The 26,397-nt window shown below is 68.8% G+C and carries 23 protein-coding genes; 15 read left to right on the top strand and 8 right to left on the bottom strand.

Going from position 1 to position 26,397, the window contains the following annotated elements:
• Nucleotides 1-88 precede the first annotated feature (88 nt).
• Nucleotides 89-1,822 carry an IlvD/Edd family dehydratase gene (locus JKV81_RS07655; protein WP_202075240.1) on the top strand — a complete coding sequence of 578 codons (1,734 nt, stop codon included), beginning with the start codon at nucleotides 89-91 and terminating at the stop codon, nucleotides 1,820-1,822.
• Between the two features lie 49 nt (nucleotides 1,823-1,871).
• Nucleotides 1,872-3,059 (top strand): fumarylacetoacetate hydrolase family protein, encoded by a 1,188-nt coding sequence (locus JKV81_RS07650; RefSeq protein WP_129265983.1) that lies wholly within the window; start codon nucleotides 1,872-1,874, stop codon nucleotides 3,057-3,059.
• Between the two features lie 181 nt (nucleotides 3,060-3,240).
• Here JKV81_RS07650 and JKV81_RS07645 read toward each other — a convergent pair whose 3' ends face one another.
• The 4 genes from JKV81_RS07645 to JKV81_RS07630 form a co-directional block, all read right to left on the bottom strand.
• Nucleotides 3,241-5,616 carry a beta-xylosidase/alpha-l-arabinosidase gene (locus JKV81_RS07645; protein WP_202075239.1) on the bottom strand — a complete coding sequence of 792 codons (2,376 nt, stop codon included), beginning with the start codon at nucleotides 5,614-5,616 and terminating at the stop codon, nucleotides 3,241-3,243.
• Between the two features lie 100 nt (nucleotides 5,617-5,716).
• Nucleotides 5,717-6,601, bottom strand: coding sequence for a carbohydrate ABC transporter permease (locus JKV81_RS07640; RefSeq protein ID WP_129267153.1), 885 nt, complete (start codon nucleotides 6,599-6,601; stop codon nucleotides 5,717-5,719).
• Nucleotides 6,602-6,620: 19 nt separating this feature from the next.
• Nucleotides 6,621-7,523 (bottom strand): carbohydrate ABC transporter permease, encoded by a 903-nt coding sequence (locus JKV81_RS07635; RefSeq protein WP_202075238.1) that lies wholly within the window; start codon nucleotides 7,521-7,523, stop codon nucleotides 6,621-6,623.
• The gene (locus JKV81_RS07630; protein ID WP_124275162.1) at nucleotides 7,520-8,827 is read right to left on the bottom strand and encodes an extracellular solute-binding protein; all 1,308 of its coding nucleotides are present in this window, start codon (nucleotides 8,825-8,827) and stop codon (nucleotides 7,520-7,522) included. The genes JKV81_RS07635 and JKV81_RS07630 overlap by 4 nt, the downstream gene beginning before the upstream one ends.
• Nucleotides 8,828-9,222: 395 nt before the next feature.
• Between JKV81_RS07630 and JKV81_RS07625 the strand changes: the two genes are divergently transcribed.
• Nucleotides 9,223-10,251, top strand: a complete 1,029-nt coding sequence (locus JKV81_RS07625; RefSeq protein WP_124275161.1) for a LacI family DNA-binding transcriptional regulator — start codon at nucleotides 9,223-9,225, stop codon at nucleotides 10,249-10,251.
• Nucleotides 10,252-10,424: 173 nt separating this feature from the next.
• On the opposite strand, the gene JKV81_RS07620 is transcribed toward JKV81_RS07625, so the two are convergent.
• Entirely contained in the window at nucleotides 10,425-11,891 is a 1,467-nt protein-coding gene (locus JKV81_RS07620; RefSeq protein ID WP_129265981.1) for a non-reducing end alpha-L-arabinofuranosidase family hydrolase, read from the bottom strand.
• A gap of 511 nt (nucleotides 11,892-12,402) precedes the next feature.
• Between JKV81_RS07620 and JKV81_RS07615 the strand changes: the two genes are divergently transcribed.
• The 5 genes from JKV81_RS07615 to JKV81_RS07595 all read left to right on the top strand — a co-directional run bounded on the left by JKV81_RS07615 (nucleotide 12,403) and on the right by JKV81_RS07595 (nucleotide 17,782).
• Nucleotides 12,403-13,833: an endo-1,4-beta-xylanase gene (locus JKV81_RS07615; protein ID WP_129265980.1), complete on the top strand. Its 1,431-nt coding sequence runs from the start codon at nucleotides 12,403-12,405 to the stop codon at nucleotides 13,831-13,833.
• Between the two features lie 677 nt (nucleotides 13,834-14,510).
• A complete protein-coding gene (locus JKV81_RS07610) occupies nucleotides 14,511-15,638 on the top strand; it encodes an ABC transporter permease (protein ID WP_129267152.1) in 1,128 nt (375 codons plus the stop codon).
• Nucleotides 15,635-16,351 (top strand): ABC transporter ATP-binding protein, encoded by a 717-nt coding sequence (locus tag JKV81_RS07605; RefSeq protein WP_202075237.1) that lies wholly within the window; start codon nucleotides 15,635-15,637, stop codon nucleotides 16,349-16,351. The genes JKV81_RS07610 and JKV81_RS07605 overlap by 4 nt, the downstream gene beginning before the upstream one ends.
• A gap of 58 nt (nucleotides 16,352-16,409) precedes the next feature.
• The gene (locus JKV81_RS07600) at nucleotides 16,410-16,991 is read left to right on the top strand and encodes a TetR/AcrR family transcriptional regulator (protein ID WP_202075236.1); all 582 of its coding nucleotides are present in this window, start codon (nucleotides 16,410-16,412) and stop codon (nucleotides 16,989-16,991) included.
• 386 nt (nucleotides 16,992-17,377) lie between these two features.
• Entirely contained in the window at nucleotides 17,378-17,782 is a 405-nt protein-coding gene (locus JKV81_RS07595; protein WP_202075235.1) for a beta/alpha barrel domain-containing protein, read from the top strand.
• Between the two features lie 107 nt (nucleotides 17,783-17,889).
• On the opposite strand, the gene xynA is transcribed toward JKV81_RS07595, so the two are convergent.
• From xynA to JKV81_RS07580, 3 genes are all read right to left on the bottom strand, one after another.
• Entirely contained in the window at nucleotides 17,890-18,615 is a 726-nt protein-coding gene (gene xynA / locus JKV81_RS07590) for an endo-1,4-beta-xylanase XynA (protein ID WP_124275156.1), read from the bottom strand.
• A gap of 767 nt (nucleotides 18,616-19,382) precedes the next feature.
• Nucleotides 19,383-20,111, bottom strand: a complete 729-nt coding sequence (locus tag JKV81_RS07585; protein WP_129265977.1) for an SDR family oxidoreductase — start codon at nucleotides 20,109-20,111, stop codon at nucleotides 19,383-19,385.
• Complete coding sequence (locus tag JKV81_RS07580; RefSeq protein ID WP_129265976.1) at nucleotides 20,104-20,739, bottom strand: TetR family transcriptional regulator; 636 nt, start codon at nucleotides 20,737-20,739, stop codon at nucleotides 20,104-20,106. The genes JKV81_RS07585 and JKV81_RS07580 overlap by 8 nt, the downstream gene beginning before the upstream one ends.
• A 242-nt stretch (nucleotides 20,740-20,981) precedes the next feature.
• Between JKV81_RS07580 and JKV81_RS07575 the strand changes: the two genes are divergently transcribed.
• The 7 genes from JKV81_RS07575 to JKV81_RS07545 all read left to right on the top strand — a co-directional run.
• Nucleotides 20,982-22,304 carry an MFS transporter gene (locus JKV81_RS07575; protein WP_236055672.1) on the top strand — a complete coding sequence of 441 codons (1,323 nt, stop codon included), beginning with the start codon at nucleotides 20,982-20,984 and terminating at the stop codon, nucleotides 22,302-22,304.
• A gap of 52 nt (nucleotides 22,305-22,356) precedes the next feature.
• On the top strand, nucleotides 22,357-23,175 hold the full coding sequence (locus JKV81_RS07570; protein ID WP_236055670.1) for a 3-carboxyethylcatechol 2,3-dioxygenase: 819 nt from the start codon (nucleotides 22,357-22,359) through the stop codon (nucleotides 23,173-23,175).
• A 113-nt stretch (nucleotides 23,176-23,288) separates the two neighbouring features.
• Nucleotides 23,289-24,173 (top strand): alpha/beta fold hydrolase, encoded by an 885-nt coding sequence (locus JKV81_RS07565; protein WP_202075233.1) that lies wholly within the window; start codon nucleotides 23,289-23,291, stop codon nucleotides 24,171-24,173.
• Nucleotides 24,166-24,981: a 2-keto-4-pentenoate hydratase gene (locus tag JKV81_RS07560; RefSeq protein WP_236055668.1), complete on the top strand. Its 816-nt coding sequence runs from the start codon at nucleotides 24,166-24,168 to the stop codon at nucleotides 24,979-24,981. The genes JKV81_RS07565 and JKV81_RS07560 overlap by 8 nt, the downstream gene beginning before the upstream one ends.
• 2 nt (nucleotides 24,982-24,983) lie before the next feature.
• Nucleotides 24,984-25,448, top strand: coding sequence for a nuclear transport factor 2 family protein (locus tag JKV81_RS07555; RefSeq protein WP_202075232.1), 465 nt, complete (start codon nucleotides 24,984-24,986; stop codon nucleotides 25,446-25,448).
• Nucleotides 25,445-26,215, top strand: a complete 771-nt coding sequence (locus JKV81_RS07550) for an HpcH/HpaI aldolase family protein (RefSeq protein ID WP_202075231.1) — start codon at nucleotides 25,445-25,447, stop codon at nucleotides 26,213-26,215. The genes JKV81_RS07555 and JKV81_RS07550 overlap by 4 nt, the downstream gene beginning before the upstream one ends.
• A partial coding sequence (locus JKV81_RS07545; RefSeq protein WP_202075230.1) for an FAD-dependent monooxygenase occupies nucleotides 26,212-26,397 on the top strand: 186 nt, incomplete at its 3' end. The genes JKV81_RS07550 and JKV81_RS07545, both read left to right, overlap by 4 nt.

The following is a 26,397-nucleotide window of genomic DNA, read 5'->3' as shown; positions in this document are numbered from 1 at the left end:
TGATTGCCTCACAGGGTACGGCCTGCGGGGCCTCACCCGAAAAGGCCCCGTCGCGAAGCGACGACGCCAGAGCCACGGGAGTGCCTACATGACCGACGGTCGCAAGACGAGTCGCAGCCAGGCCTGGTTCGGCGCACAGGGCCGGAGCGGGATGCTGTACCGCTCCTGGATGCGTAACCAGGGGCTCGGGGCCGAGGTGTTCGACGGGCGTCCCGTCATCGGCATCGCGAACAGCGCCTCCGAACTCGCTCCGTGCAACGCCCATCTGACACACGTCGCCGAAGCCGTCAAACGCGGCGTGTGGCAGGCGGGCGGCCTACCGCTTCAGTTTCCCACCATGGCCACCGGCGAGACCCTCATGCGCCCCACCGCCATGCTGTACCGCAACCTCATGGCCATGGAGGTCGAGGAGCTGATCCGGGCCAATCCGCTCGACGGTGTCGTGCTGCTGTCGGGCTGCGACAAGACGACCCCCGCCATGCTCATGGGCGCTGCCAGCGTCGACCTGCCCGCCGTCATGGTCACCGGCGGACCGATGCTCAACGGCAAGTACCGGGGCCAGGACGTGGGGTCCGGCACCCACGTGTGGAAGTTCGAGGAGGACCTGAAGACCGGCCGGATGACCGAGGAGGAGTGCTTCTTCGCGGAGGGGTGCATGGCCCGTTCCAACGGGCACTGCATGACGATGGGTACCGCCTCGACGATGGCCTGCATGGCCGAGGCGCTCGGCATGCAGCTGCCGGGCTCGGCCGCCTGGCCCGCGGTCGACTCCCGCCGGATGGAGACCGCCCAGGCAGCGGGTCAGCGCATCGTGCGCATGGTGGAGGAGGAACTGCGCCCTTCGCAGATCATGACCCGGGAGGCGTTCGAGAACGCCGTCCGCGTCAACGCGGCCATCGGCGGCTCCACGAACGCGATCATCCATCTCACCGCCATCGCCGGACGCGTCGGCGTCGACCTGAGCCTGCAGGACTTCGACGACCTGGTCCGCGCGGTGCCGACCCTGGTCAACCTGATGCCCAGCGGCAAGTACCTCATGGAGGACTTCTGCTACGCGGGCGGGCTGCCCGCCGTCATGGCCGAACTGCTCCGGGGCGAGCTGCTGCACCGCGAACCGATCACGGTCACCGGACGCAGCGTCGCCGAGAACACGGAGAACGCCGAGTGCTTCAACTCCGATGTCATCACCGCCCTCGACGCGCCCTTCCAGCCGGCCGGCACCGGCACCGCCGTCCTGCGCGGCAACCTGTGCCCCGACGGCGCGGTCATCAAGCAGTCCGCCGCCTCACCCCACCTGCTCACCCACCGCGGCCCCGCCCGCGTCTTCGACTCCCCCGAGGCCTACCACGCGGTGGCCGACGACCCGGAACTCGACATCGACGAGAACACCGTCATCGTCATCCGCAACGCCGGCCCCAAGGGCTACCCCGGCATGCCCGAGGTCTCCAACGTGCCGCTGCCCGGCAAGCTGCTGAAGGCCGGGGTCAAGGACATGGTGCGCGTCTGCGACGGCCGGATGAGTGGCACCGGTTACGGCACGGTGATCCTGCACGTAGCGCCCGAAGCCGCCGTCGGTGGGCCTCTGGCCCTGGTGCGCGACGGGGACCCCGTGGTCCTCGACGTCCCGAACCGCACCCTGAGTCTGGACGTGGACGAGGCCGAGCTCGCGCGACGCCGGCAGACATGGAGGGCACCCGCTGAGCGGTATACCGGCGGCTATACCTGGCTTTACACCCAGAACGTGGAACAGGCGGACCAAGGGGCCGACTTCGGATTCCTGCGCGGTAGCCGTGGTCACGAGGTTCCCCGCGACTCCCACTGATCCCGTCCAGGGCGGCCCACCTTCCCCGCAACCCAGGAGAGCACCCACCGTGGAACCGGCAACGACGCGTCCCCGTCCGATGCTCACCACCGGCTCCGTCCTGCCCGAGGACGCCGACCGAGCGACCCTCGTCGCGCGCGTGTACAGCCCGGAACGGGGCGGACCGTGTGTGGCCGCCGTGCGCGGAGAGCACGTCGTCGATCTGACGGCCGTCGCACCTACGGTCTCCGACCTCATGGAACGCGATGACGCGGCGGCGGTCGTCCGCGAGGCCGACGGCGGACACGTCTGGAGCCTGAACGAACTGATCGAGGCACCGGTCGACCGCCGTGAGGTTCCGCATCTGCTCTCCCCCATCGACCTGCAGGTGATCAAGGCCGCGGGCGTCACCTTCGCCCGGAGTCTGCTGGAACGCGTCATCGAGGAGCGTACGGGCGGTGATCCGGCGCAGGCGGCGCGGGTACGGGCCCGCGTCGGGCAGGTGGTGGGCGGCACGCTCGACGGCATCCGTCCCGGATCGCCCGAAGCCCACAAGGCCAAAGAACTGCTCGTCGCCGAAGGACTGTGGTCGCAGTACCTGGAGGTCGGGATCGGGCCGGACCCGGAAGTGTTCACCAAGGCCCCGGTCCTGTCCGCGGTCGGCACCGGCGCCGACATCGGAGTGCTTGGTTCCTCGGTCTGGAACAACCCTGAGCCCGAGGTTGTCCTCGTCGTGGACTCGCGCGGCCGGGTACGCGGCGCAACGCTCGGTAACGACGTCAACCTCCGCGACGTCGAGGGTCGCAGCGCCCTGCTGCTGTCCCGGGCGAAGGACAACAACGCCTCATGCGCGATCGGCCCGTTCATCCGCCTGCTCGACGAGGGCTTCGACCTCGACACCGTGCGCGGACTCGACATCGGCCTGCGGATCGACGGCCCGGACGGTTACGTACTGCACGGCAGCAGTTCCATGCGTGAGATCAGCCGCGACGTACTGGAACTGGTGGCCGCCACCCACGGTCCGCACCATCAATACCCGGACGGGCACGTCCTGTTCACCGGAACGCTGTTCGCCCCCACCGAGGACCGACAGGCACCCGGCGCGGGCTTCACCCACGAGTACGGCGACGTAGTGCGGATCTCCAGCCCGCGTCTCGGCACTCTGGTCAACACCGTCGTTCCCTGCGAGCAGGCCGCCCCCTGGGCCTTCGGCGTGCGAGCGCTGATGCGCAACCTCGCGCGGCGTGGCGTGCTGTGAGATGACGGGAGTCCGTACGGTCACCGCCGAAACCCCGGGTGGGACGCATGACGGCGGAGGCCGGGACTCACGGAGTACTGACCCGCACCCGTGAGTGCAGGGCTCGGACCTGCACATGTCCGGCCCCGCGGTCCCGTGTGCGCAGCGCCGCCGCAGCTGCGACGTACGCTGCGCCCCCGGGTCACGCCTGATCGACCGGCTCCTGCCCGATCGTGGCGTGCAGGCGTCGCGTGTGATCCACGTGGCGCCCGGCTCCGGTCAGCGTGACCCTGGCCGTCAGGCGCGGATCCACGCTGGAGGCGGCCAACCGTACTTCCAGCTCGCCCGGCTCGACGACGCGCTGATTGTCGCGCCCGGTGAAGGAGGCGACGTCGGCCGGGACCGTGACACGCAGGCGCCGGGCCTCGCCCCGTTGCAGCTGAACCCGGGCGTAGCCGACGAGGCGCTGCACCGGCTGGACGACGGAGGCAACCGGGTCGTGCAGATAGACCTGGACGATCTCGGTTCCGGAGCGCCCGCCTGTGTTGCGGACGGTGAAGGTGAGGGTGAACTCCCCGTCCGTCGGGACCTCTTCGGCGAGCAGGGTCAGATCCGTCCAGTCGAACCGCGTATAGGACAGACCGTGACCGAAGGCGAACGCGGGGGTCGGGTCGCTGCTGGACACCTCGCTGGCGTGGGCGAGCCGCGCCCCGAGGTACGTGGCCGGCTGGGAGCCCGGCCCGCGCGGCACGCTGACCGGAAGGCGTCCGGAGGGATTGGTACGGCCGCTGATCGCCCCGGCGATCGCGTGGGTGCCCTCCTCACCCGGGAAGAAGGACTGCAGGATCGCGGCGGACTCCTCCACGGCGCGGCCGAGGGCGTACGGTCGTCCTGCGAGCAGCACGGTGACCAAGGGTGTCTCCAGGTCGAGCAGGGTGTCGAGCAGTTGCTGCTGCGCGCCGGGCAGCAGCAACGTCTCGACGTCGCATCCCTCACCGCTGGTGCCCCCTCCGAAAAGTCCGGCGCGGTCGCCGAGAACCACCAGGGCGATGTCGGACTCGCGTGCCACCCGGGCGGCCTCGCGGATGCCGGAGAGATCTCCGTCGTCGACTCCGGTGCCGCGGGCGACCGTGATCTCGGCGTCGGGGAACTCGGTGGCGAGAGTGTCGCGGAGTGTGGGCAGTCGGATGCCGAGTGGGGTGCCGGGGTGGCGGACGCCGATGTGCTGGGGGAAGGAATAGCAACCCAGTACGGCGACGGGCTCGTCGGCGTTGGGACCGAGCAGGGCGATACGGCGCGGCCTCTCGAGCGGCAGAGTGCCGTTGTTGCTCAGCAGCACGACCGCCTTCTCGGCGACCGTGCGGGCCAGCGCGCGGTTCTCCGGACCGTCCAGGTCGATCCGGCCGCGCAGGGCCTCCGGATCCGACCCGTCCAGCGCCTCCGGCAGGGGGTTCCAGTCGGGGTCGAGGAGGCCGAGCGACACCTTCTGGGTGAGTACCCGGCGCAGCGCGCGGTCGACCAGCGCCTCCGGCACACGCCCGTCGCTGACGGCCTCGGTCAGGGGGACGCCGTACGCCTTGACGTCGGGCAGTTCGACGTCGATGCCCGCCCGCAGCGCCGCGCCGGCGGCTCCGGCCCAGTCGGCCGCGATGCCGTGCAGGGTCTTCAGGAAGGCGATGGCGAAGTAGTCGGCGACGACGGTGCCGTCGAAGCCCCACGTGTCGCGCAGCAGCCCGGTGAGCAGTTCCTCGTCGGCTGCGGACGGCATCCCGTCGGTGTCGGTGTAGGCGTTCATCACCGACCGGGCGCCGCCTTCACGGATCGCCATCTCGAAGGGGGCCAGCAGGACGTCGGCGCGCTCACGCGGGCCCATGGAGGTGGGTGCGAGGTTGCGGCCCGCGCGGGAGGCCGAGTAGCCGGCGAAGTGCTTGAGGGTGGCGACGACGCCGGCGGACTCCAGACCCTGCACATAGGCCGTCCCGATGGTGCCGACGAGGTACGGGTCCTCACCGATGGTCTCCTCGACCCGGCCCCAGCGGGCGTCGCGCACCACGTCCAGGACGGGCGCGAGCCCCTGGTGGACGCCGACTGCACGCATGTCGCGGCCGATGGCGGCGGCCATGCGCCGCACCGTGTCCGGGTCGAAGGTGGCGCCCCAGGACAGGGGGACGGGGTAGGCCGTCGCCCCCCAGGCGGCGAAGCCGGCCAGACACTCGTCATGTGCGAGAGCAGGGATGCCGAAGCGGCTCGTCGCGGCGATACGGGTCTGGGTGCGGGCCAGGGAGAGCGCGCCCAGGGCGGGGTCGACCGGGACCGTGCCGAAGGGGCGTGTCAGCTGGCCCAGTCCGGTGGGCAGGAGTGCGTCGAGGTCGACGGCCGCCTCCCGCATGTCGTGCTGGTGGGGGGCCACTTCACCACCCTGGTCGGAGGCGCCCACCCACACTCCGTACAGCTGGGCGATCTTCTCCTGAAGGGTCATCGCGTCGATCAGGGCCTCGACCCTGGCGGTGACGGAAAGGGTGGGGTCGTTCCACGGGGCGATGTCGGGGGTGCTCTCTGCGGCCACGTTGATGTTCATTTTCCTCCCATGCCCGCCAGGCCCTTGACGGGGGCACGATCGGCGGGCAGTCGGACGTGCGGGGATCAGGAGCTCACGGAACGTCTGGGGCGGGAACCGGTCACCGGCTGAATCCGGCGGTCAGACCGCTCAGCAGCTGGCGGCGGCCGAACGCGTACAGGACCAGGAGCGGCAGCGTGGTGAGGACGACGGCGGCGAGAACCGCGGGGACGTTGACGCCGTACTGGCCCTGGAAGGTCCACAGCGCGAGCGGCAGCGTCCGGCGGTCGGGGCTCTGGGTGAGGATCAGGGGCAGCAGGAATCCGTTCCAGATGGTGAGTGCGTTGAAGATGGTGACGGTGAGGATGGCCGGCCGGGTGAGCGGTGCCGCCAGCCGCCACAGCGTCGTCCATTCGCTCGCGCCGTCGACGCGCATCGAGTCGAACAGCTCCTTGGGCACGTCGCGGACGAAGTTGGCGAGCACCAGCACGGACAGGGGGACAGCGAAGGCGATCGACGGAAGGATCAGCGCGAGCAGACTGTCGTACAGATGCAGTCTGATGATGATCAGGTAGACCGGGATCACCGTCGCCTGCAGCGGGATGGCCAGGCCCATGAGGAACAGCCCGTTGATCGCGCGAAGGCCGCGAATGCGCCGGCCTCGGACGATCGCGTAGGCGGCCATGAAGGAGAACACCACCGCCGGCACCACCGCGCCGGCGGTGACGACGAGGCTGTTCACGAAGTAGCGGACGAAGTCGGACTCGATGACCAGCCGGTAGTTGTCCAGGGTCGGGTCGGCCGACGGCACCAGCGGGTTGCTCGCGTAGTAGCGGCTCTGGGCCTTCAGGCTGGTGATGAGGGTCCAGTACAGGGGTACGGCGACGATGACGAGCCAGATCCATCCGGCCAGGCCACCGGCCCAGTTGCGCCGGCGGGGCAGGCGCTGCCGTGCACGGGGAGTGGTCTTCAGCGGGTGCCGGGCCTTGGCCGGCGTGGTGGTCACGTCAGGCGTGGTGGTCACGTCAGGCCCCCTCGAGTTGGCTCGCGCCGGCGTCCCGGCCGCCGAGCCGGCGCAGTAGCAGGGCGAGGGCCAGACCCACCAGGACCAGGATGACCGCGATGGCGCTGGCCGGTCCCATCAGGCTGGCCTGGAAGCCCCGCTTGTACATGTCCAGTGCGAGGACCCGGGTCGCGTCGCCGGGGCCGCCCTCGGTGAGGACGTAGATGAGGTCGAAGAAGGTCAGCGACCCGACCACCATCAGCGTGGACGAGGTGATGATCGTGTATTTCAGCTGGGGCAGGGTGATGCCGAAGAACTGCCGGATACGTCCGGCTCCGTCCAACTGAGCCGCCTCGTACAGGGACTTCGGGATCTGCTGGACACCTCCCTGGTAGATCAGGGAGTGGAACGGGATGAACTGCCAGGAGACGACGAAGACGACCACCCCGAACGCGAGCCCCGGACGTCCCAGCCAGTCCTGGCTGAGCAGAGGGATCTTCAGCCCGGCTCCGAGACCGAAGTTGGGGTCCAGCAGGGCCTTGTACGCGATCGCGATCGCCGCCGAGCTGAGCATCAGCGGGATGAAGTAGACCACGCCGAGCACGGCGCGGTAGCGCTGGCGGCCCGCCATGAAGGTGCCGAGCAGCACGCTCAGTGGCGTCTGCACGGCCCAGGACACGGCCATCACCAGGAACGTCACCCACAGGGCCCGCGGCAGCCCGGGGTCGGTTAGCACCGCTCGCCAACTGTCCAGCCCGGACGGGTGGATGGCGCCGATCCCGTCCCAGGTGGTGAAGCTCAGCACGAAGACACCGACGAGTGGGACCACGGCGAAGGCGACGAAGACCACCAGCGCCGGCGCCGCGAGCCACGGCAGGATGCTGCGCCGCTCGCGGCGCGGCGAAGGGCGGGTGAGATTGGTCATTTGGCGGTGGCCGCGTTGAGCTTGGTGGCGAACTGCTGCGGGGAAATGCCGAGTTGGAACAACTTGGCGATGTTGTCCAGCAGGGTCTCGGCGGCGGCCGGACTGAGCGCCTGGTCCCAGGACTGGCCGAAGACCTTGGCCTTGCTGGCGACGTCGTAGGTGAACTGCAGGAAGTCGGCGTTCTTGGAGGCCGCCAGCAGCTTCTCGGTGCCGAGCCGGATCGGGACCGACCCGTTGTCGATCCACTTCTTCGACTCCTCGTCCTGGAGGACGCCCGTGGCGAAGAATTCCTTGGCGATCTTCTTCTCCTCGGCACCGGCCTTCGACGAGATGGACAGGTACTGGGCCGGGTTGCCGACGGTGTTGCCAGGATCGCCCTTGCCGCCGTCCACGGGCGGGAAGTTCATGTAGCCCAGGGAGCCGCTGGAGACGAAGTCCCCGCCGTCGGCCTGCTGGATGCCGTACGACCAGGCGCCGTGCAGCATCATCGCGGCCTTGCCGCGGTACAGCAGTGCCTGATCGGCGTTGGAGTCCGCGGTGATCGATGAGAAGCCCTTGACGAACCCGTCGGCCTTGACCAGTTCCTGCACCTTTGTCAGCGCGGCGATGGCGTCCGGGTGGGACCAGGCGTCCTTCTCGCCTTCCATGATGGCCTGGAAGACCTCGGGGCCGCCGATGCGGTCGAAGAGGAACTCCAGCCACATCATGTTCGTCCACCGGGACTGGCCACCGAGTGAGAACGGCGCTATACCCTTCGCGTTGAACCTGGGCACCAGCGCCATGACGTCGTCCCAGGACTGAGGCGGTTTCACGCCGACCTGGTCGAAGACCCTCTTGTTGTAGTAGAGGATGATCGGCTGCACGACCTCGCACGGCATCGCGTAGATCTTTCCGTCGACGGTCGCCGCTCCGAACGAGGACGGGAACAACCCGTTCTTGATTTCGGAGTGCTCGCCGAACCACGAGGTGAGGTCCTCGACCTGGCCCGCTTCCACGTAGGTTCGCAGCGTCCCGCCACCCCAGCCCCAGATGATGGTGGGCGCCTGCCCGGCACCGATGGCGGTTTTGATCTTCGTCTTGTACGCGTCGTTCTGGAAGGTGGTGTCCTTGATCTTCCCCTTGGGGTGGGCCTTGTTGAAAGCGTCCACCGCGCCGGCTCTGACACCTTCCTGGGGCTGACCGTTCAGGTACCAGTACGTGGCCCCACCGCCACCGCCGGGACCGGACGAGCCGCAGGCCGCCAGCGCCGCGGAGACCGGCACGCCAGCTGCCAGACCGAGGAGGGTACGTCGGGAGAGCGCCATGTCGTTTCTCCGCACTCGAGAGCCACCGGCTTCTCGTGAGTCGTGGTGAAAGGTTTTCGAAAACAGCTTTCTCCGAGCTCTGTGCATGCAAATTAGGTTTCGGCATGACGCCCTGTCAAGACGCGTGCAGGCAAGCTCAGTCGGGCCTGAATCCGCTGCTCTGCATCAAGTGGGACCAGCACTCGTCCAGCCTCGAAAGCAACCGAAACAGTTTCGGAATCATCGTCAGAAGCGGAGAACGAAGTGACGATCACGGCTTTCCCACTGTTGATGCAGGCCACCCCCGCGTCCGGAGGACTCGGTACCGGGTTGGCGTAAGGTTGACCGGTTCCACAGGTGTTGCCGGTGCCACCGGCGGCACAGCGCACCAGTGAACGTACAACCGAGGGGAACCGATGCGACCGAACGCCAGGCGCACCACTTTGGCGGACATCGCCCAAGCGGCTGGGGTCTCCGTCGCGACCGTGTCCAAAGTGGTCAACGGTCGCGGTGACGTGGCGCCGCACACTCGTACCCGGGTGCAGGAACTGCTGCACCAGCACCACTACCTCGCACCCGTGTTCCGCCACACCGAGGCCGCCGAGATCCCGACGATCGAGGTGCAGTTCAAGGGGGGCCTCAAGTCGTACGTGGCCGAGACCCTGGAAGGCATCATCGACTCCGCGGCCGAGTCGGGGGCCTCGGTGGTGATCAGCAAGGCGTCCCGTGCCCCGCACTGGGCCCGGGACCTGGTCTCAGCCGGGCGCCGCGCAGTGATCGCGGTCACCAGCGTGTACACCGCGGCACACCTGGACGAACTCGCCCGGTCCGGTCTGCCCCTGGTCGTGCTGGACCCACTGCACCTGCCGGACAGCCGGGTCAACAGCATCGGGGCGACCAACTTCACCGGCGGCCTGACCGCGACCCGGCATCTGCTCTCCTTGGGCCACCGCCGCATCGCCTATCTCGGCGGACCGGTCGCAGCCGTGTGCAACCAGGCGCGCACGCACGGCTATCGCGCAGCCATGGAGGCGGAAGGCGTGCAGGTGCCCGACGGTTACGTCCGGTCCGGAGACTTCACCTACGAGACCGGGCTGCTCGGTGCCACAGCTCTGCTGAGCCTGCAGGAGCCACCAACGGCGGTCTTCGCCGGCAACGACGAGATCGCCGCCGGTGTCATCGAGACCGCCCGTGCACGCGGTCTGCGCATTCCCGAAGATCTGAGCGTGGTCGGCTTCGACGACACGAGCCTCGCCCGGATGACCACACCGCCCCTGACCACCGTGCGCCAGCCACTGAGGGAGATGGGCGGAACCGCGCTGCGCACCGCCCTGCGCCTGGCCAACGGCGAGAAGATCGAGTCCCACCACATCGAACTCGCCACCGAACTCGTGGTACGCGCCTCGTCGGCGCCACCGGGCGAAGGGACTTCGGTACCTGGCTAGTCGTGGCCGGGAGCATCGGACGGCATCGGCGGACCGGTCGGGCCGGGACGTCGGCCGCCCCCGCGCCCCGTCGTCGTGCGAGCGCTGATGTTCTTGCGTGACCCGGGCGGGCTCTGCCTGGGACCGAGCCCGCCCCGCCGACCCCGGCCTGGGGCCGGACTCGTGTCACGTCATCAGCGCTGCAGCGTCAGCAGGCCCGGGCGGTAGGGCAGGAGGCCGTAGTCGCCGCCGGAGTCGGGGCTACGCCCCTGGTAGAGCAACTGCAGATTGCAGGGATCGACGGTCATGGTCTGATCGGGGCTGGTGCGGATCAGTTCGCCATGGCTGATGTCATTGGTCCAGGACGCTCCGCTGTTGGCCTTGCCGGCGAAGGGGTTGCTCTCGGTCGCGGCCTGGGGTGTCCACGCGCCGTTCAGGCTGGTGGCCGTGAACGAGCGGAAGTAGCGGCCCCGTGAGCCGATCGCCTCGACGATCATGAGGTAGCGGTTCTGGCCCTCCAGCTTGTATACCTGCGGGGCTTCGAACAAGTTGTTCGTCGTGTCGCTCATGACCACCGTGGAGGTCGCGCCGAAGCTGCCCGGGAAGTTACCGATCGGCATGCTGGCCCGGTAGATCTTGCCGTTGTCACCGGCGAAGAACAGGTACATGTTCGTCCCGTCCCCGATGAGCGCCTGGTCTATGGGTCCCGTTCCGGAGTCGGCGATGCTGCCGGAGAAGAGTGTCTGCGGGGCAGACCACCCGTTCGGATTGGTCGGGTCGCTCGACGTCCGGTAGGAGAAGGCGGTTCCGCCCCACTGGTAGGCGAGCACCCAGATGTCCTTCGGCGCGAAGTAGAAGAGCGTGGGAGCGACCGTGGCGGTCGACATCGCGTTCTGGCCGGCCGAAGCCATCTGTGACCAGTCGGAGAACAGGTTGAAGTTCATGGAACCCCATCTCGTCCCGGTGTCGTGCGTCGTCGCGTAGACCAGTTGTCGGCCGTCGTACGGGACGACGGTGAAGTCCTTGAGCGAGGCCCATCCTGCCTTCGGCTGCGCAAGTGCGCCCGTCGACGACCAGCGGTATGCCGACGGCAGTGCGCACGAACCGGAGCTGTCGTCGCCGGCCTTGACCAGCCGCCACTGCTGGTTGGTGCCGCCCCAGTCGTCGTACTGGACAACGTTCGCGTTGTCGGCGGTGGAGGCACCCTGCACCTCGAGTGCCTTGCCGCTGTGGCGCGAGATCAACCTCACGTAACCGTCCGAGCTGTCGGCCAGCCGCCACTGCTGGTTCGTGGCGTTCAGGTCGGCCCACTGGACGATCGAGCCGCCGTTCGCGGCCGACCAGTTGTAGACGTCCAGCACCTTGGCCGAGTGGCGGGACTTCACGCGGTAGTAACCGTCTCCGCTGTCGACGAACTGCCACTGCTGCTGGGCCTGGTCGTTGCGGGTCCACTGGGTGACGCGAGCGCCGTCCTCGGTCGCCAGGTTGTAGACGTCCAGGGCCTTGCCACTGTTGCGATTGACCAGCACATAGGAGGCGTTGGGGTCCACGGTCGCCGCGGCGGCGGGCTGGGCACCGAGGAAGGCGACCACGAGCAACAAGGGTGCGAGTACAGCGAGCAGGCGTCTTGACCGGGGTGGGGACAAGCGGGGATACCACATGAGCTGCGCCTCCTGGGGACTGGAGTGAGGGGCCCTGATTGAGCGGCGGAGCGGACGTGCGCGGGGTGGGGACGGTGACGGTTCGAAAGTTTCGACACCTCCCGGAAGGTTTGACGCCACAAGCTAGGGATGCGGGATTCTCCGGTCAAGGCTTGTCGCCGGACTGTCCACAAACGGCGCCTCCCCTCAGAGCGCGCCAGGGCGTACACGCTACAGAAAAGAGCTGCACAGGCGGCGTCGATGCCCGCAGCCGGGCCCCGGCCCGCGGGGCCCGCCGACGGCGACTTTGAGCCCATCCTCGCCCACCGGTCTCCAGAAAGTTTCGGACCGTTAATCGAAACTGACTCGGCAAGGTGTATTGACGACCCGTCACTGCTACCTCAATCATCCCTGTCTGAGGAACTGACCGTGGTCCGAGATGCCGAACACGTCGGCCTCAGCAGTCCGTGCTGCACGGCAGATCCGCGCACCGCTCCAGTCCTTTCGTGATTTCCACCTTGGAGGCACAGTCATGGGCTCGTACGCCCTTCCCGGACCCGTCACCGGCCGGAGGATCCGCGGCCTGCTGCCGGCGCTGGTCGTCGGCGTCCTCGGCGCCGTCGCCACACTGGTTCCGCCGCCCGCACACGCCGCCGAGAGCACGCTCGGCGCCGCGGCGGCGCAGAGCGGCCGCTACTTCGGCACCGCCATCGCCTCGGGCAAGCTGGGCGACTCGGCGTACACGTCGATCGCGAACCGTGAGTTCAACATGGTGACGGCCGAGAACGAGATGAAGATCGACGCCACCGAACCACAGCGGGGGCAGTTCAACTTCAGTTCCGCCGACCGCGTCTACAACTGGGCGGTGCAGAACGGCAAGAAGGTGCGAGGCCACACCCTGGCCTGGCACTCCCAGCAGCCCGCCTGGATGCAGAGCCTCGGCGGCAACGATCTGCGCCAGGCGATGACCGGCCACATCAACGGCGTGATGGCCCACTACAAGGGCAAGATCGACCAGTGGGACGTCGTGAACGAGGCCTTCGCCGACGGAAGTTCAGGAGCCCGACGCGACTCCAACCTGCAGCGCAGCGGAAACGACTGGATCGAGCTCGCCTTCCGCACCGCGCGCGCCGCCGACCCGTCCGCCAAGCTCTGCTACAACGACTACAACGTCGAGGACTGGACCTGGGCCAAGACCCAGGCCATGTACTCCATGGTCCGGGACTTCAAACAGCGCGGCGTGCCGATCGACTGCGTCGGCTTCCAGTCGCACTTCAACAGCGGCAGCCCCTACAACAGCAACTTCCGCACCACCCTGCAGAACTTCGCCGCCCTCGGTGTCGACGTGGCCATCACCGAGCTGGACATCCAGGGCGCCTCGCCCACGACCTACGCCAACGTGACGAACGACTGCCTGGCCGTCTCGCGCTGCCTCGGCGTCACCGTCTGGGGTGTGCGCGACAGCGACTCCTGGCGATCGCAGGACACGCCGCTGCTGTTCAACAACGACGGCAGCAAGAAGGCCGCCTACTCAGCCGTCCTCAACGCACTCAACGGTGGCGACACCACCGAGCCCCCGACGGGATCCGGACAGATCAAGGGCGTCGGTTCGAACCGTTGCCTGGACGTGCCCAACGCCGGCACCACCGACGGCACCCAGCTCCAGCTGTGGGACTGCGGCAGCAGCTCCAACCAGCAGTGGACGGCCAGCGACTCGGGCGAGCTCCGGGTCTACGGCGACAAGTGCCTCGACGCCGCCGGCACGAGCAACGGAAGCAAGGTCCAGATCTACAGCTGCTGGGGCGGAGACAACCAGAAGTGGCGCGTCAACTCCGACGGATCCATCGTCGGCGTCCAGTCCGGCCTCTGCCTCGACGCCGTCGGGGCCGGCACCGCCAACGGAACCCGCATCCAGCTCTACTCCTGCTCCAACGGCAGCAACCAGCGCTGGACCCTCACCTGACAGGCACCACCGTGAGGGGAAGGCCGAACCGATGACGGCCTGAGGTGCGGCTCCTCCCGCCCCTCGGGAAGACCCGTCACCGGTCCCCGGGTCGCCGCCGTGATGGCGGCGACCCGGGGACCGGCATGCTCGCGCAGTGAATCCGGGGCCCGTCGAGGCGGCGGCGGTGGATACCGACAGGACGCCGGACCCGACGCGGGCCGCGCCCGGCTGATCAGCCGCACCGCCTACGGCGATGAGTCAAGGGCGGAGGCCGAGGGCCCTGCCGGGAGAATTACCGGCGACGTCCGGTTGCAACGCAACCCGGGTCCCGGGGGCCACCCGACAGTCGTGGAGTTGCGGCTGCAGGTGGCACGATCTGCCCCGGTCCTGCCCGATCCGAGCACGACGATGTGAGGGCCGGGCACATGCGTGCCCGGCCCTCACATCGTCGTGCGTCAGGAAGCCGACCCCCGGGACGCCTTGGCCGCGTTCGCCGAAGCGCTGACGTCTGGCTGATTCCTGTGGCGGATCGGGCGGCCGGGAGAGCGACGCGGACCGGCACACCACTTGCCGACACGCGCGTCGATTACATCCTCTATGATGCCGACAAGAGCGTCGTCAAGTTGCGGTAAAGCGCCCTCTGCGCGCCGCCGGATGCTCGCTGCCTCACCATCCAGCAACACGTGGAGACTCCTGTGTTCCTCGCCCTACGCGACCTGCGCTTCGCGCGCGGTCGTTTCGCACTGATGGGCGCGGTCGTCGCACTCATCGCCGTACTCGGCGTGCTTCTGTCCGGACTGGCCTCCGGCCTGGCAGACGCCGGTATATCCGGTCTGCGCGCCCTTCCCGTGAGCCACTTCGCCTTTGACGAGAAGGCGACCAGTGAGCAGTTCTCGCGCTCGACGGTCGGACAGGCTGACTGGCAGGCCTGGGGCAGGGCCCCCGGGGTGGAGCAGGCGGAGCCCTTCGGGAACACCCTGGCCAACGCCCAGGTGACCGTGGGAGCCGAGAAGGGCGAACAGATCAACCTCGCGGTCTTCGGTATGGCACCGGACTCCTCCCTGGCGCCCGACCCGACCAAGGGTGAGCGCTTGAAGGAGGGCAGTGACGGTGTTCTCATCACCCGGGAGATCGCCGACACGGGAGTGGAGATCGGGGATGTCCTCACCGCTGACAAGAGCGCGGTGCAGCTGAAGGTGGTGGGTCTGGTGGACGAGACCATCTCCTACGGTCACATCGGTGTCGCCTATTCCACCCTCGAAACGTGGCGACACCTTCACTACGGCTTGCCCGGGGAGCTGCCCGAGACCGCGAGCGGGCAGGCGACCGCTGTGGCCCTGACTCTGAAGCCGGGTGCCGACGTGGCCGATGTGGAAAAGGCCACCGGCACCCACGCCGCCACCAAGGAAGAAGCCTTCGGCGCGTCCCCCGGCTACGCGGCCGAGTCGAGCACGATGGCGCTGATCAAGGGCTTCCTCTACGCGATCTCCGCACTTGTCATCGGCGCGTTCTTCACCGTGTGGACCGTGCAGCGCAAGGCCGAGATCGCCCTTCTGAAGGCGCTCGGCGCATCCACCGGCTACATCCTGCGTGACGCGCTCGCCCAGGTCGTCGCGGTCCTCGTCGGGGCGACGGCCGTCGGCACCGCAGTTGGACTGGCCCTGGGAAGCGCGATGATCGGCAAGGCGCCCTTCTCCCTCTCTGCCCCGGCCATCGCCATCTCCTCCGGGCTCCTGATCGGCCTCGGAGCCGTAGGTGCCGTCGTCGCCGTCCGCCGCATCACCGCCGTCGACCCCCTGACTGCCCTGGGAGCCACCCGATGACCGTCCCCGCCACCGGCCCCCGTACCGCTTCGGACATCGCAGCCGGAGCCGAGCTGCAGCTGCTCGAAGTCACCCTCACCCTGGGAGACGGCGACACCGCCGTCACCGCTCTCGACCGGGTCTCCCTGCAGGTCGCCCCCGGTGAGTTCGTCGCCGTCGTCGGCCCCTCGGGCTCCGGCAAGTCCAGTCTCCTCGCGGTGGCCGGTGGCCTGCAGCGGCCCACCTCCGGCACCGTCGACATTGCCGGCACCGAGCTGACCACCCTGTCCGACAAACAGCGCACCGCGGCCCGCCGTCGTCACATCGGCTTCGTCTTCCAACAGTCGAACCTGCTGAGCTCACTCACCGTGAAGGAACAGCTCCTGCTCCCGTTGCACATCGACGGACGCCTGGACGCGACGGCCCGTGCACGAGCTGCCGAACTGATCGAGGCGGTCGGCCTCTCGCACCGCGCCGGCTCGCGGCCGCACCAGCTGTCCGGAGGCGAACGTCAGCGTGCCGGCCTGGCCCGTGCCCTCATGACCTCACCTGCCGTCCTGCTGGTCGACGAGCCCACCTCGGCACTCGATCGCGCACGGTCGGCCGAGGCTGTGCGGCTGATTTCCGAACAGACCCACGAGCGTGGGACGGCTACGGTCATGGTCACCCACGACACGGCGATAATGGACGCTGCCGACCGGGTGTACGAAATGGTCGACGGTCGCCTTTCCTGACAGGGACCGCGGGCCGGCTCGCCACCCGAACCGTCCGCCACCCCGGAGTCCGCCCAGCATGCCGAAGATCAACGCCTCGACTGTCGCAGAGCACCGTGTCCGCCAGCGCGAGGCGCTGATCCGAGCAGCGATCGACATCCTGGTGAACGAGGGCGCCGCTGCCGTATCCCCTGCGGCGGTCGGCGCCCGCGTGGGCTTGGCCCGCTCCAGCGTCTACCAGTACTTCGACTCGTCCGTGGCCTTGCTCGCGACCATCGTCGAAGAAGCCTTCCGCCGGTCGAACGAGGCACTCGCCGACGCCATGGCGGACGCGGCCGACGCCGTGGAACGCGTGGAGGCGTTCTTCAGAGAGAGCCTCCGCTTGGGCGCTGAAGGCGCACACCGTCCCGCAGCCGCTCTCATGAACGCCGATCTTCATGCCGCCTGCAAGGAACGCATGATGGAACTCCATCGGGAGCAGGTCGCACCGTTTCGCGCCGCCGTCAGGGAGATCGGTGTGCCCGATCCCGCGCTCACAGCCGACCTGATCGCCGGCATGCTGCACACAGCGCTTTCCGCCGTCGATCAGGGCGCCCCACTCGACAACGTCACGGAGCGCGCCCTCGAGCTGGTGCGCCGATGCCTGTTCACGACCGACTGAGGGGAGTCATCGCGCGCAGGGTCACACATCTTGTGCACGCCGTACGAACGGGCGAGACCCTTGGCCGCGCCCTGCGGACGGTGCCAACTGCGGACGTGGAAGCGCGAGTGAGCCATGGGGTCGACCGACCAGCCGACGTGTGGTTCGGTCAGCGCTCTGCCCCCCACCCGCGGCGGCATCGCGACCACCCGCCTGCCGTTTGCGGTGACTCCCCGCACGCACCGGCGCCGGTTGTGGATCCGCCCAGCGCTGGCCCGTCCTACCTCACTGCGCGCACGGCCTCGCCGTGGCGGTCAGCGGACGAGGCCGGGCGGTTTCACCCCGCCGGCCGGCGACGGGCACGTCCTTCATTCCTCGGCGAAGTCAGGAGCAGTGATCGCGTCGCCGTGAAAATGTCGCCGGGCCGGACCAGTGGAACCGCGTTCACCGCGGACGAGGAGACACTCGCCGGCTACGACCAGCTGCTCAAGAAGCTCAACGGCAGCAACCTGGCCTATCTGCATCTCATGGGCGCCCCCGGCACCATCGAGGAACGCATCGCCCTCTTCTCCCGCCACCGCGCCCACCACCGGGGCAACATCGTCGCCGACCTCGGCTTCACTCAGGCCCTCGGCAACGAGATCCTCGGCCACGGCGTCGGGGACGCGGTCTCCTTCGGCGCCCCCTTCCTCGCCAACCCTGACCTGGTCGGGCGCTTCGCGCAGGGCCACCCACTGGCCCAGGCCGACCGGGAGACCCGTTACGCCGGCCACGCAGAGGGCTGTACCGACTACCCCGCCTTCAGCGGCTGAGCAAGGAAACCAGGCGTCGGTCCCGTGCCGGTGGGCTGGGAGATCGCCGCGGTTGCGGGACCCGCCACGAGGACGGGGCCCGCAACCGGTTGATCGCCGGACAGATGTCAGCCGCTGACCGTGATGTTCGAGCTCCCGCTGCTCTGGTAGCCCTCGGTGGCCATGATCATGTAGTACTTGAACTGGCCCATGTTCATGCCCGCGCGCGCCCAGGCGTCGAAGTGATTGCCGGTGGTGATGGTGCCGGAGCCACTGGTCACCTTCGACTGCCGGACACTCCAGTACTGGTCGAAGGTACGGGTGCCCTCGACGGAGGGGGCGTTGTACCGCGTCGTCTTGTAGATGTCGTATGTGCCGCCGTCACTGGAGACGGTGCCCCTGTACTCGCCGGTGGGCCGGAAGCTGCCCCAGTTGTCGACGATGTAGTACTCCACCAGCGGGTTCGACGTCCAGCCGTAGAGGCAGCCGTAGCCGTTACCCGACGGGTTGAAGTAGCCGTTGTAGCGGACCGTCCTGCGCCCGCCGGCGTTCCATCCCTTACCGGCGACGAAGTTGTTGCAGTTGGTCCACTGGGTGCTGTAGCTACCGCCGCCGTTGAGCGTCATGGAGACGGAGCCGCCGCCGTCGGTCCAGAACGAGTAGTACATGCCGTCGGTGCCGGTCTGGCTGGTGGTGATGGTGGTGGCGGCGCTGGCGGTGCCGGGCAGCAGCAGCCCGGACGCCGTGGCGAGCGCGACCGTGCCGACGCCGCCGAGGAAGCCTCGTCGGCTCAGGCCGCCGAAGGGAGCGGGGTTCTGCTTGATCTGGTCCTGCTGCGTTCCGTCCTGCTGCATGGGTTCTCCCGATGAAGGCTGGTGGGGGGCGGACGGCTTCTGCTGCCCGCGACCTTGCACGAACGACGGCGGGACCGCCCGGCCGTCCCACCGCTACGACCGACCGCCATCCCGGCCACACGGCGCGAGCCGACCGACGGCTCCTGTCGTCCGATGGGCCACAGTTTTCCGCAGGACGCCATGCCCCTGTCAATAGTTTCGACAGTCTTTCGGAAACACTCCCCTCGCCAGAAGAGGTAGCAACGAGGGCATTCTCGCTGTTCAGGCCCCCTTTCACGCGTGCCTCCGTGAAAACAGAACGAGGATAAGCCAGGGACGCACCGCAAGCAGGCGCGCTACGTTCGAAACTTTCGAACCGGCCTGGACGGGATTGCGGCGGCCCAACGGACACCTGCGTACGAACGAGTCACCGCGGACGAGGCGGGAAGTCCGCGACCGTTCCCACGTCGCAGTACGGTGCCGCGCCCGGGACGCAGAGGCGGTTGGCAGGCACGGCCGCACCACCTGCGTCTGAACCGAGCAGACACGCCCATGTCGTCGACGGAGTGAACATCAGGTGCGGGCGTGAAGGCGCGAGGGAGCCATGGAGCCGCCCCTCCCGGTGCGGACCACTCCGAACCCTGCCGGGCCGCTGACCGTTGTGTTCTGTTCCTGCCCGCATGGGAGCCCTGGAACGGGCGCGGAACTCGGCGCGCACCGCCCCGTCGAAGCCCACTGCCCGGCCCGGACAGCACGCGGGTGCGGTGGCCGGAGTCGGCCGGGGCACCTCAGACCGACTTGGTCTCCCCACCGTCGACACGGATGTTCTGTCCTGTCATATAGGCCGAATCCTCGCCGGCCAGGAAACGTACGATCCGGGCCGCCTCCGCGGTACTCTGCGCTCGGCGCAGCGGGATGCCACTCGTCCACTCGGCCGGGACCGTGCTGGGGTCGTCCTTGGTCAGCCCGGTGAGTACGTTGTTCATCCGGATGCCCTGCGGGCCGTACTCGTTGGCGTACAGCTTGGTGAAGGAGGCCGGCGCCGCTCGCATCGTCACCGACACGGGGAACATCGGGCCGGGCTCGAGGGCGCCCGCGGTGGAGATGTTCACGATCGCGCCGCCGCCGGAGGCCACCAGGCGCGGCGTCACGAGGCGGGCCATGCGCACGACGTTCAGCAGGTAGAGGTCGACGCCCTCGTACCATTGCTCGTCGGTGATCTCGAGCACCGGGCCGCGCGTCGCGTGACCGCTGCTGTTGACGACTGCGTCGACCCTGCCGTACCGCGACACCGCGAGGTCGACGCACGCCCGGAGGTCCTCGATGCTGGTGTTCGAGCCGTCCAGGCCGACGCCACCGAGTGACTCGGCCAGGGCTGTGGCCCGGCCCGACGGCGACATCGCGACCACCCGGTAACCGTTCGCGGCGAACTCCCGCACGCACGCGGCGCCGATCCCGGATCCGCCGCCGACAACGATCGCGACCTTCCCGGATGCGGCCGAGAGGGTCTCAGGCACGGAGGTACTCCTTCAGACGGGTGGCGACCAGGGACTCGAGCGCGTCGGCGGCCAACTCGGCGTACCGGGCGAAGTCGGTGTCGTCGCCGGCGGCCGCGGCCACGCGAAAGCCGTCGGTGAGCGCCCGTCCCATGACCGCCATGTCGTGCGCCAGCGCTGCCGCGACATCCTCGGGTACCCCGGGGTACGAGGCTCGTCGCCGGGAGGTGACGAACTCGAACATCTCCTCACGGATGGCGAGGTACCGCTGCCGTGCGAGGTTGTCCTCCAGGCGTCGCTCGAATGCGAAGACGAGACCGATGCTCCAGAACGCGGCGGCCGGGTCGGCCACGCTCGCGGAGGCTGCCGCCGACTCGCTGATACTGCGTCGCACGAAGTCGCGCATGCCGTCGACGGACGCGTTGGTCTGCTTCCAGACCTCGAAGCAGTAGTCGAGCAGTGCGACGAAGAGTTGTTCCTTGTTCTGGAAGTGCCAGTAGACCGATCCGATCGGCAGACCGGACGCACGTGCGACGTCGGCCATGGTGGTGCCCTCGTAGCCGACCTCGGCCGCCCTTGCGAGCACCGCCTCGAGAATCGCCTGCTTGGACCCCTCGGAAGCCTGCTGGGCCTTTCGTTTGGCGGCCATCCATCCCCCTCGTTGCTCCGGACTGCGTTCTGTCGATTCTTGCTTCGACCCCTGACGCCGATCGCGCTCGCAGGTCACTGTAACCCTCAACCTAGAACCTAGATTCTAGATTCTAGGTTCTGGAGGTGACCGCGACCAGGACGCGGTCTCCCGACTCGCGGGCGGCGATGACGCCGGTCCGCGCGATACCTGACCCGAGAGAGCCGCCCATGAAGGTCACCGACCAAGTCGTTCAGGGGAAGATGAGCGGACTGCAGATCCGCGCCGTCGTCATCGCGATCGCCCTCGTCGTGCTTGATGGCTATGACGTCTCCCTGACCTCGTTCTCCGCCCCGTACATCGAGCAGGGCTTCGGGGTGTCGAAGGCCCAGCTCGGACTCGTCATGTCCGGAGCCCTGATCGGCATGCTCGTCGGCTCGATCTTCGTCGCGCCGCTCGCCGACCGCATCGGCAGGCGCAGGATGGGCGTCATCTCCACCACGACGATCGCCATCGGCATGTTCATCGGCCCGTTCGCGACGCCGGAGACCGGGACCTGGCCCCTCGTCGTGAGCCGCATCATCACCGGTGTCGGCGTCGGTTCCCTGGTGGCCGTGGTCGGCGTCATCCTCGCCGAATACACGGGCAAGCGCGTGTATGCCCTGGTGATGGCCGTCTACGCCGCCGCGATCAACATCGGCGGGCTGCTGGGCTCCACGATCGTGGGCCCGATGCTCGGCGAACGCGGCTGGCAGTTCGGCTGGTGGGTCGGCTTCGCCCTGAGCGCCCTCGCCGCGGTCGTCACGTGGGCCCTGCTCCCCGAATCCCTCGCCTGGCTCTCCGAGGGCCGTCGCTCGGACTCACTGCAGCGGCTCAACGTCCTCCTGACGAGGATGCACCGCCCCGCGCTCGAAGCCCTCCCGGAGTCCGACTCGACGAGCGTCAAGGTGAAGGGCTTGCTGCGCACCGTGTTCGCCGGCCGGGCCGGCCTCTACACGCTGCTGATGACCGTCGGGTACGTCGCGTACATGCTCAGTTTCTACTTCATGACGAACTGGGCGCCGAGCTCCGTCGCGTCCGCCAATCACGATCCGGCGCTCGCTCCGCAGCTCGTCTCCGCCTTCAGTATCGGCGGCATCCTCGGCAACGTGCTCTTCGGATTCCTCGGCAACAAGTTCAGCGTGCGCCTCCTCGCCCCGGTCTTCCTCATCCTGGCCACCGTCTTCCTGGCGCTGTTCGGCATCGTCGGCCCGGACATGCCGACTGCCTGGTGGACCCTGTTCGTCGCCTCGTTCTTCGTCTGCTCGGGCACCGCCGCCTTCTACACGATCGTCCCGGGGCTGTACCCGACGCTGGCCCGCTCGACCGGATTCGGTGTGGTCATCGGCATCGGCCGGTTCGGCGGTATCGCGGCGCCGATCGCGGGCGGCGCGGTCTTCGACGCGGGGATGGGGATGGGAACGGCCTTCACTCTCTTCGCGCTGCCCATGCTCGTCGGCGGCTTCTGCATCCTCGCCCTGCACCTGGTCCAGCGTCGCTCCGGCGCCCCGGGCCCCCGGCCCGCGCTCGCCGACGCGTCCGCGTAGGCACCCACCCGCCGTTTTCGAGACCCACCCTGTGAGAAAGGGGAACCACGCCATGTCACTGGCCGTCGCAGCGCTCTCCCACGCGCCGTCCTTCGGCAACGTCGACCCGGGCGGGGAGACGTTCGCCGAGATCAATGCCGCCATCGACGAGGTCAGGGCGTTCGTCGCCGACTACGACCCCGACCTGGTCGTGGTGTTCGGGCCCGACCACTTCAACGGCCAGCTCTACTCGCTGATCGCCCCGTGGGTGATCGGCGCCGTCGCCGAAGGCATCGGTGACTACGGCACCACCGCCGGGCCGCTCCCCGTCGACGCCGACGCCGCCCGGGCCTTCCACGCAGCCGTGCTGGACGAGGGCATCGACATCGGCCGCAGCGAGCGGATGAAGGTCGACCACGGCGTGGTCCAGCCGCTGGACTTCGTGTTCGGGAAGGGCTTCACACAGCCGATCGTGCCGGTGTTCGTGAACGCGATCGGCCTGCCGCTCTCGCCGATGCAGCGGGTGCGCCTGTTGGGCGAGGCGTTCGGCCGTGCGGCCCGGGCGATGGACAAGAGGGTGCTGTTCCTCGCCTCGGGCGGCATCTCCCACAGCCCTCCGATCCCGCGCTGGGACGGTGCCCCGGGCACCGTGCACGAGCGCCTGGTCGCGTACGCGCCGTCGCCCGAGGAGCGGCACAGCCGTGAACAGATGATCGTCAAGGGGATCCAGGCGATCGCCGACAGCAAGGCGCCGAGCGACCCGCTGAACGAGGAGTGGGACACGCTCGTACTCGATGTGCTCCGCTCCGGCGACCTGAGCCCGGTCGACGGCTGGGAGAACGGCTGGTTCATGGCCGAGGGCGGATCCGCCGCGCACGAGATGCGCAGCTAAATCGCCGCCTACGCGGCACTGTCCAGCGCCGGCCCGTACCGCCTCGCCGTCGACCACTACTGGGCGGTCGAGAAGTGGGGCGCCGGCTTCGCGATCCAGGCGGCGGTGACCGCATGAGCCAGGCAGGAGAGACGCACTTCGCGACCTTGTGGGAGCAGGTCGCGGACCTGGAGCACACGCTGCGGTACGTGGACGCGGACGGTTACCGCACCCGCGTCCTCGACTTCGCCGGAGCGGGCCCCGAGGCGCAGACGGTGGTCCTCGCCAACGGCACCAGTGGCCACATCGAGGCGTGGACGCAGAACATCCGCGCGTTCGTCGAGGCGGGCTTCCGGGTGATCGGCTACGACTATCCGGGCCACGGGTACACCGCACTGTCCGACCATCCCCTGGAAATCCGCGACTACGAGGATCACCTGCTCGCGCTGCTGGACGCGCTGGCACTTCAGCGCGTCCACCTCGCCGGTGAGTCGCTCGGCGGCTGGCTCGCGCTGAAGTTCGCACCGAAGCACCCCTCCCGGCTGCACACGGTGATCCTTTCCGCACCGGGCGGGCGGGTGATCGGCGAACCGCAGCTGGACAGGACACAGTCGGTGAGCACCCAGGCGGTGAGCGAGCCGACCTTCGACAACGTGAAGAAGCGCCTGCAGGTCGTGATCCACGATCCGGAGAAGATCACCGACGAGCTCGTCCGGGTCCGCCAGGCGATCTACGCCCGCGACGGGTTCAGCATGGCGTACGTGTCCGCCCTGCGGGAGCCGGAGCGGCGATGGCAGAACCGGGTGACGGACGACGACTTCGCGGCGGTCCCGGTCCCGGCCCTGATGGTGTGGACGGACAACGAGCCGACCGGCGACGAGGCCGAGGGCGAGCGCCTGTGCGGGCTGATCCCGGACGGCAAGTACCTGCTGATCCGCGGCGCCGCGCACTGGCCGCAGTGGGAGGGCGCCGCGGAGTTCAACGCCGCGGCCATCGCCTTCCTGAAGAACCATGGCTGACGAAAGGACCGGAGTGAACGTCACCCGGGAGACCATCACCCAGATCGCGCGCGAACTGTTCGAGGCGAAGCGCGACGTACACACCGTGCCGTACGTGAGCCCCCGGCTCCCCGAGCGCGATCTCGAAGCGGCCTACGCGATCTCCGCCGAGTTCGCCGCCCTGCGCGAACTCGAGCTGGGTGTGAAGCGGGTGGGCCGCAAGGTCGGCCTGACCAACCCTCTCGTACAGGAGCGGGTGGGTATCTCCGAGCCCGACTACGGCATTGTCCACGACGACATGGTGCACGCCTCGGGAACGCGCCTCCCGCTGTCCGGGTACAACCGCCTGCTGATCGAGGCCGAGGTCGCGTTCGTGCTGAAGAGCGACATCCTCGAGGCCACCCGCGAGGCCGTGGAAAGCGCGATCGACTACGTGACCCCCGCCTTCGAGGTCGTCGACTTCCGCTACGGCGGGTCGGTCGGGCAGATCGTCGACACGATCGCCGACAACGCCGGCTGCAGCGGCGTCGTCCTCGGCGAGGAGCAGCACCCGTACGGCGCGGTCGACCTGACCAAGGTCGAGATGGTCATCACGGGTGGCGGCACCGAGATCACCCGGGGCGTCGGCAGCAACGTGCTTCAGGACCCGGTCAACGCGGTGATCTGGCTGGCCGAGACCGCGATCCGCACCGGCGAGCCGCTGCGCACCGGCGAGGTGCTGCTGTCCGGGTCCATCGGCTACATCGAGCCGTGGCCCGCCGACGTCGAGTGCGTCGCCACCATCACCGGACTCGGCCGCGTCGTCGCGACCGCGGACTCGAAAGGCTGAACATGAACGACTACCGACCCGTCGACGCCGTCACCCGCGTCGAGATCGAGCAGTTCATCGCCGAGATGCTGTACCGCCTTGACCACGACCAGGCGGACACCACCTGGGAGCTGTACACCGAGGACGGTGTGTCCGTCGGCCCCCTGGGTGACATGGACCGCGAGGCCATCAAGGCCTGGGGCGCCCAGCGCGCCAAGCAGACCGACATCGTCAGCCGGCACTTCATCGGCGGGATCCGCCTCGTACGGGACGGCGAGGAGGTCGAGGGAACGGTGCAGTATCTGACGTTCCGTGACACCAACGACCCGCAGACGCAGCCCGCTTCGGTCGGCGAGTTCCGCGAGCGGTACCGGAAGGCCGACGGGCAATGGCGGTTCGCCCGCCGCGAGATCGTGCCGGTCTTCGGCGGCAGGGCGGCCGCGGCACACGCCGCGCGCCTGGACGGGCGGGAAGGGCCGGCGCAGTGAGGCAGACAGCGCCCGGCGGCGCCAACCCCGTCCTGTACCACCAGTCGGTCCCGTCCTTCGCGATGCCCGAGTGGGCGGCGGCAGCCGGCTACGACGGGGTAGTCCTGGACCTCCAGCACGGCGAACTGGGGCTCGATGCGGCATGCGGGATCCTGCGCTCGATCCCGCGGGACAACCCGTACGCGTACGCGCGCGTGGGCTCACTGGACCCCGCCCCCGTCCTGCGGCTGCTCGACAGTGGGGCCCGCGGCATCATCGCGCCCACCATCGAGTCCCGGTCCCAGACCGAGGCTCTGGTCGCGGCCACCAAGTACCCGCCGGCCGGGAACCGCAGCCTGGGTCCGTCCAGGCCGGCGCTGTACCCGGGTGACTCGTACACCGAGGCCGGCAACCGCGCGGTGTCCGCCATCGTCCAGATCGAGACGAAGGCCGGCGTCGACCGTGCCGAGGAGATCGTCTCGACCCCGGGCCTGGACTCGGTCTACATCGGGCCGGCCGACCTGGCCGTCTCCCACGGCCTGCCCGGACGCGGCGACTGGGAGGACGGCCCGGTGCGCGAGGCGATCCTGCACCTGCGCGAGGTGACGACCGCGCACGGCGTCACCCTCGGCATCTACTCCGGCCGGCCGGAGTACGCGGCCGGTCTGTTCGCGGACGGCCTCGTCGACTACGTGGGCCTCGGCATCGATCTCGTCCTGCTGAACCGCGCGTTCGGCGACACCCTCGCCGCGCTGGACTCGGCATCATCCACCAGGAGCACCTCATGACCACCGCTTGCGACGTCCTCGTCGTCGGTGCGGGCCCCGTCGGCCTGACCCTGGCCAACCTGCTCGGGCAGCAGGGCGTCGACGTCCTGGTCGTCGAGCGGGAGCACGAGCTCATCGACTACCCGCGGGCCGTGGGCATCGACGACGAGGCACTGCGCGCGATGCAGACCGCGGGCCTCGTC

This window comes from Streptomyces silvae, assembly GCF_016745505.1.
Taxonomy (GTDB): domain Bacteria; phylum Actinomycetota; class Actinomycetes; order Streptomycetales; family Streptomycetaceae; genus Streptomyces; species Streptomyces silvae.
The sequence above is the reverse complement of the archived record's forward strand: the minus strand, read 5'-3'. Positions and strand labels throughout refer to the sequence as shown.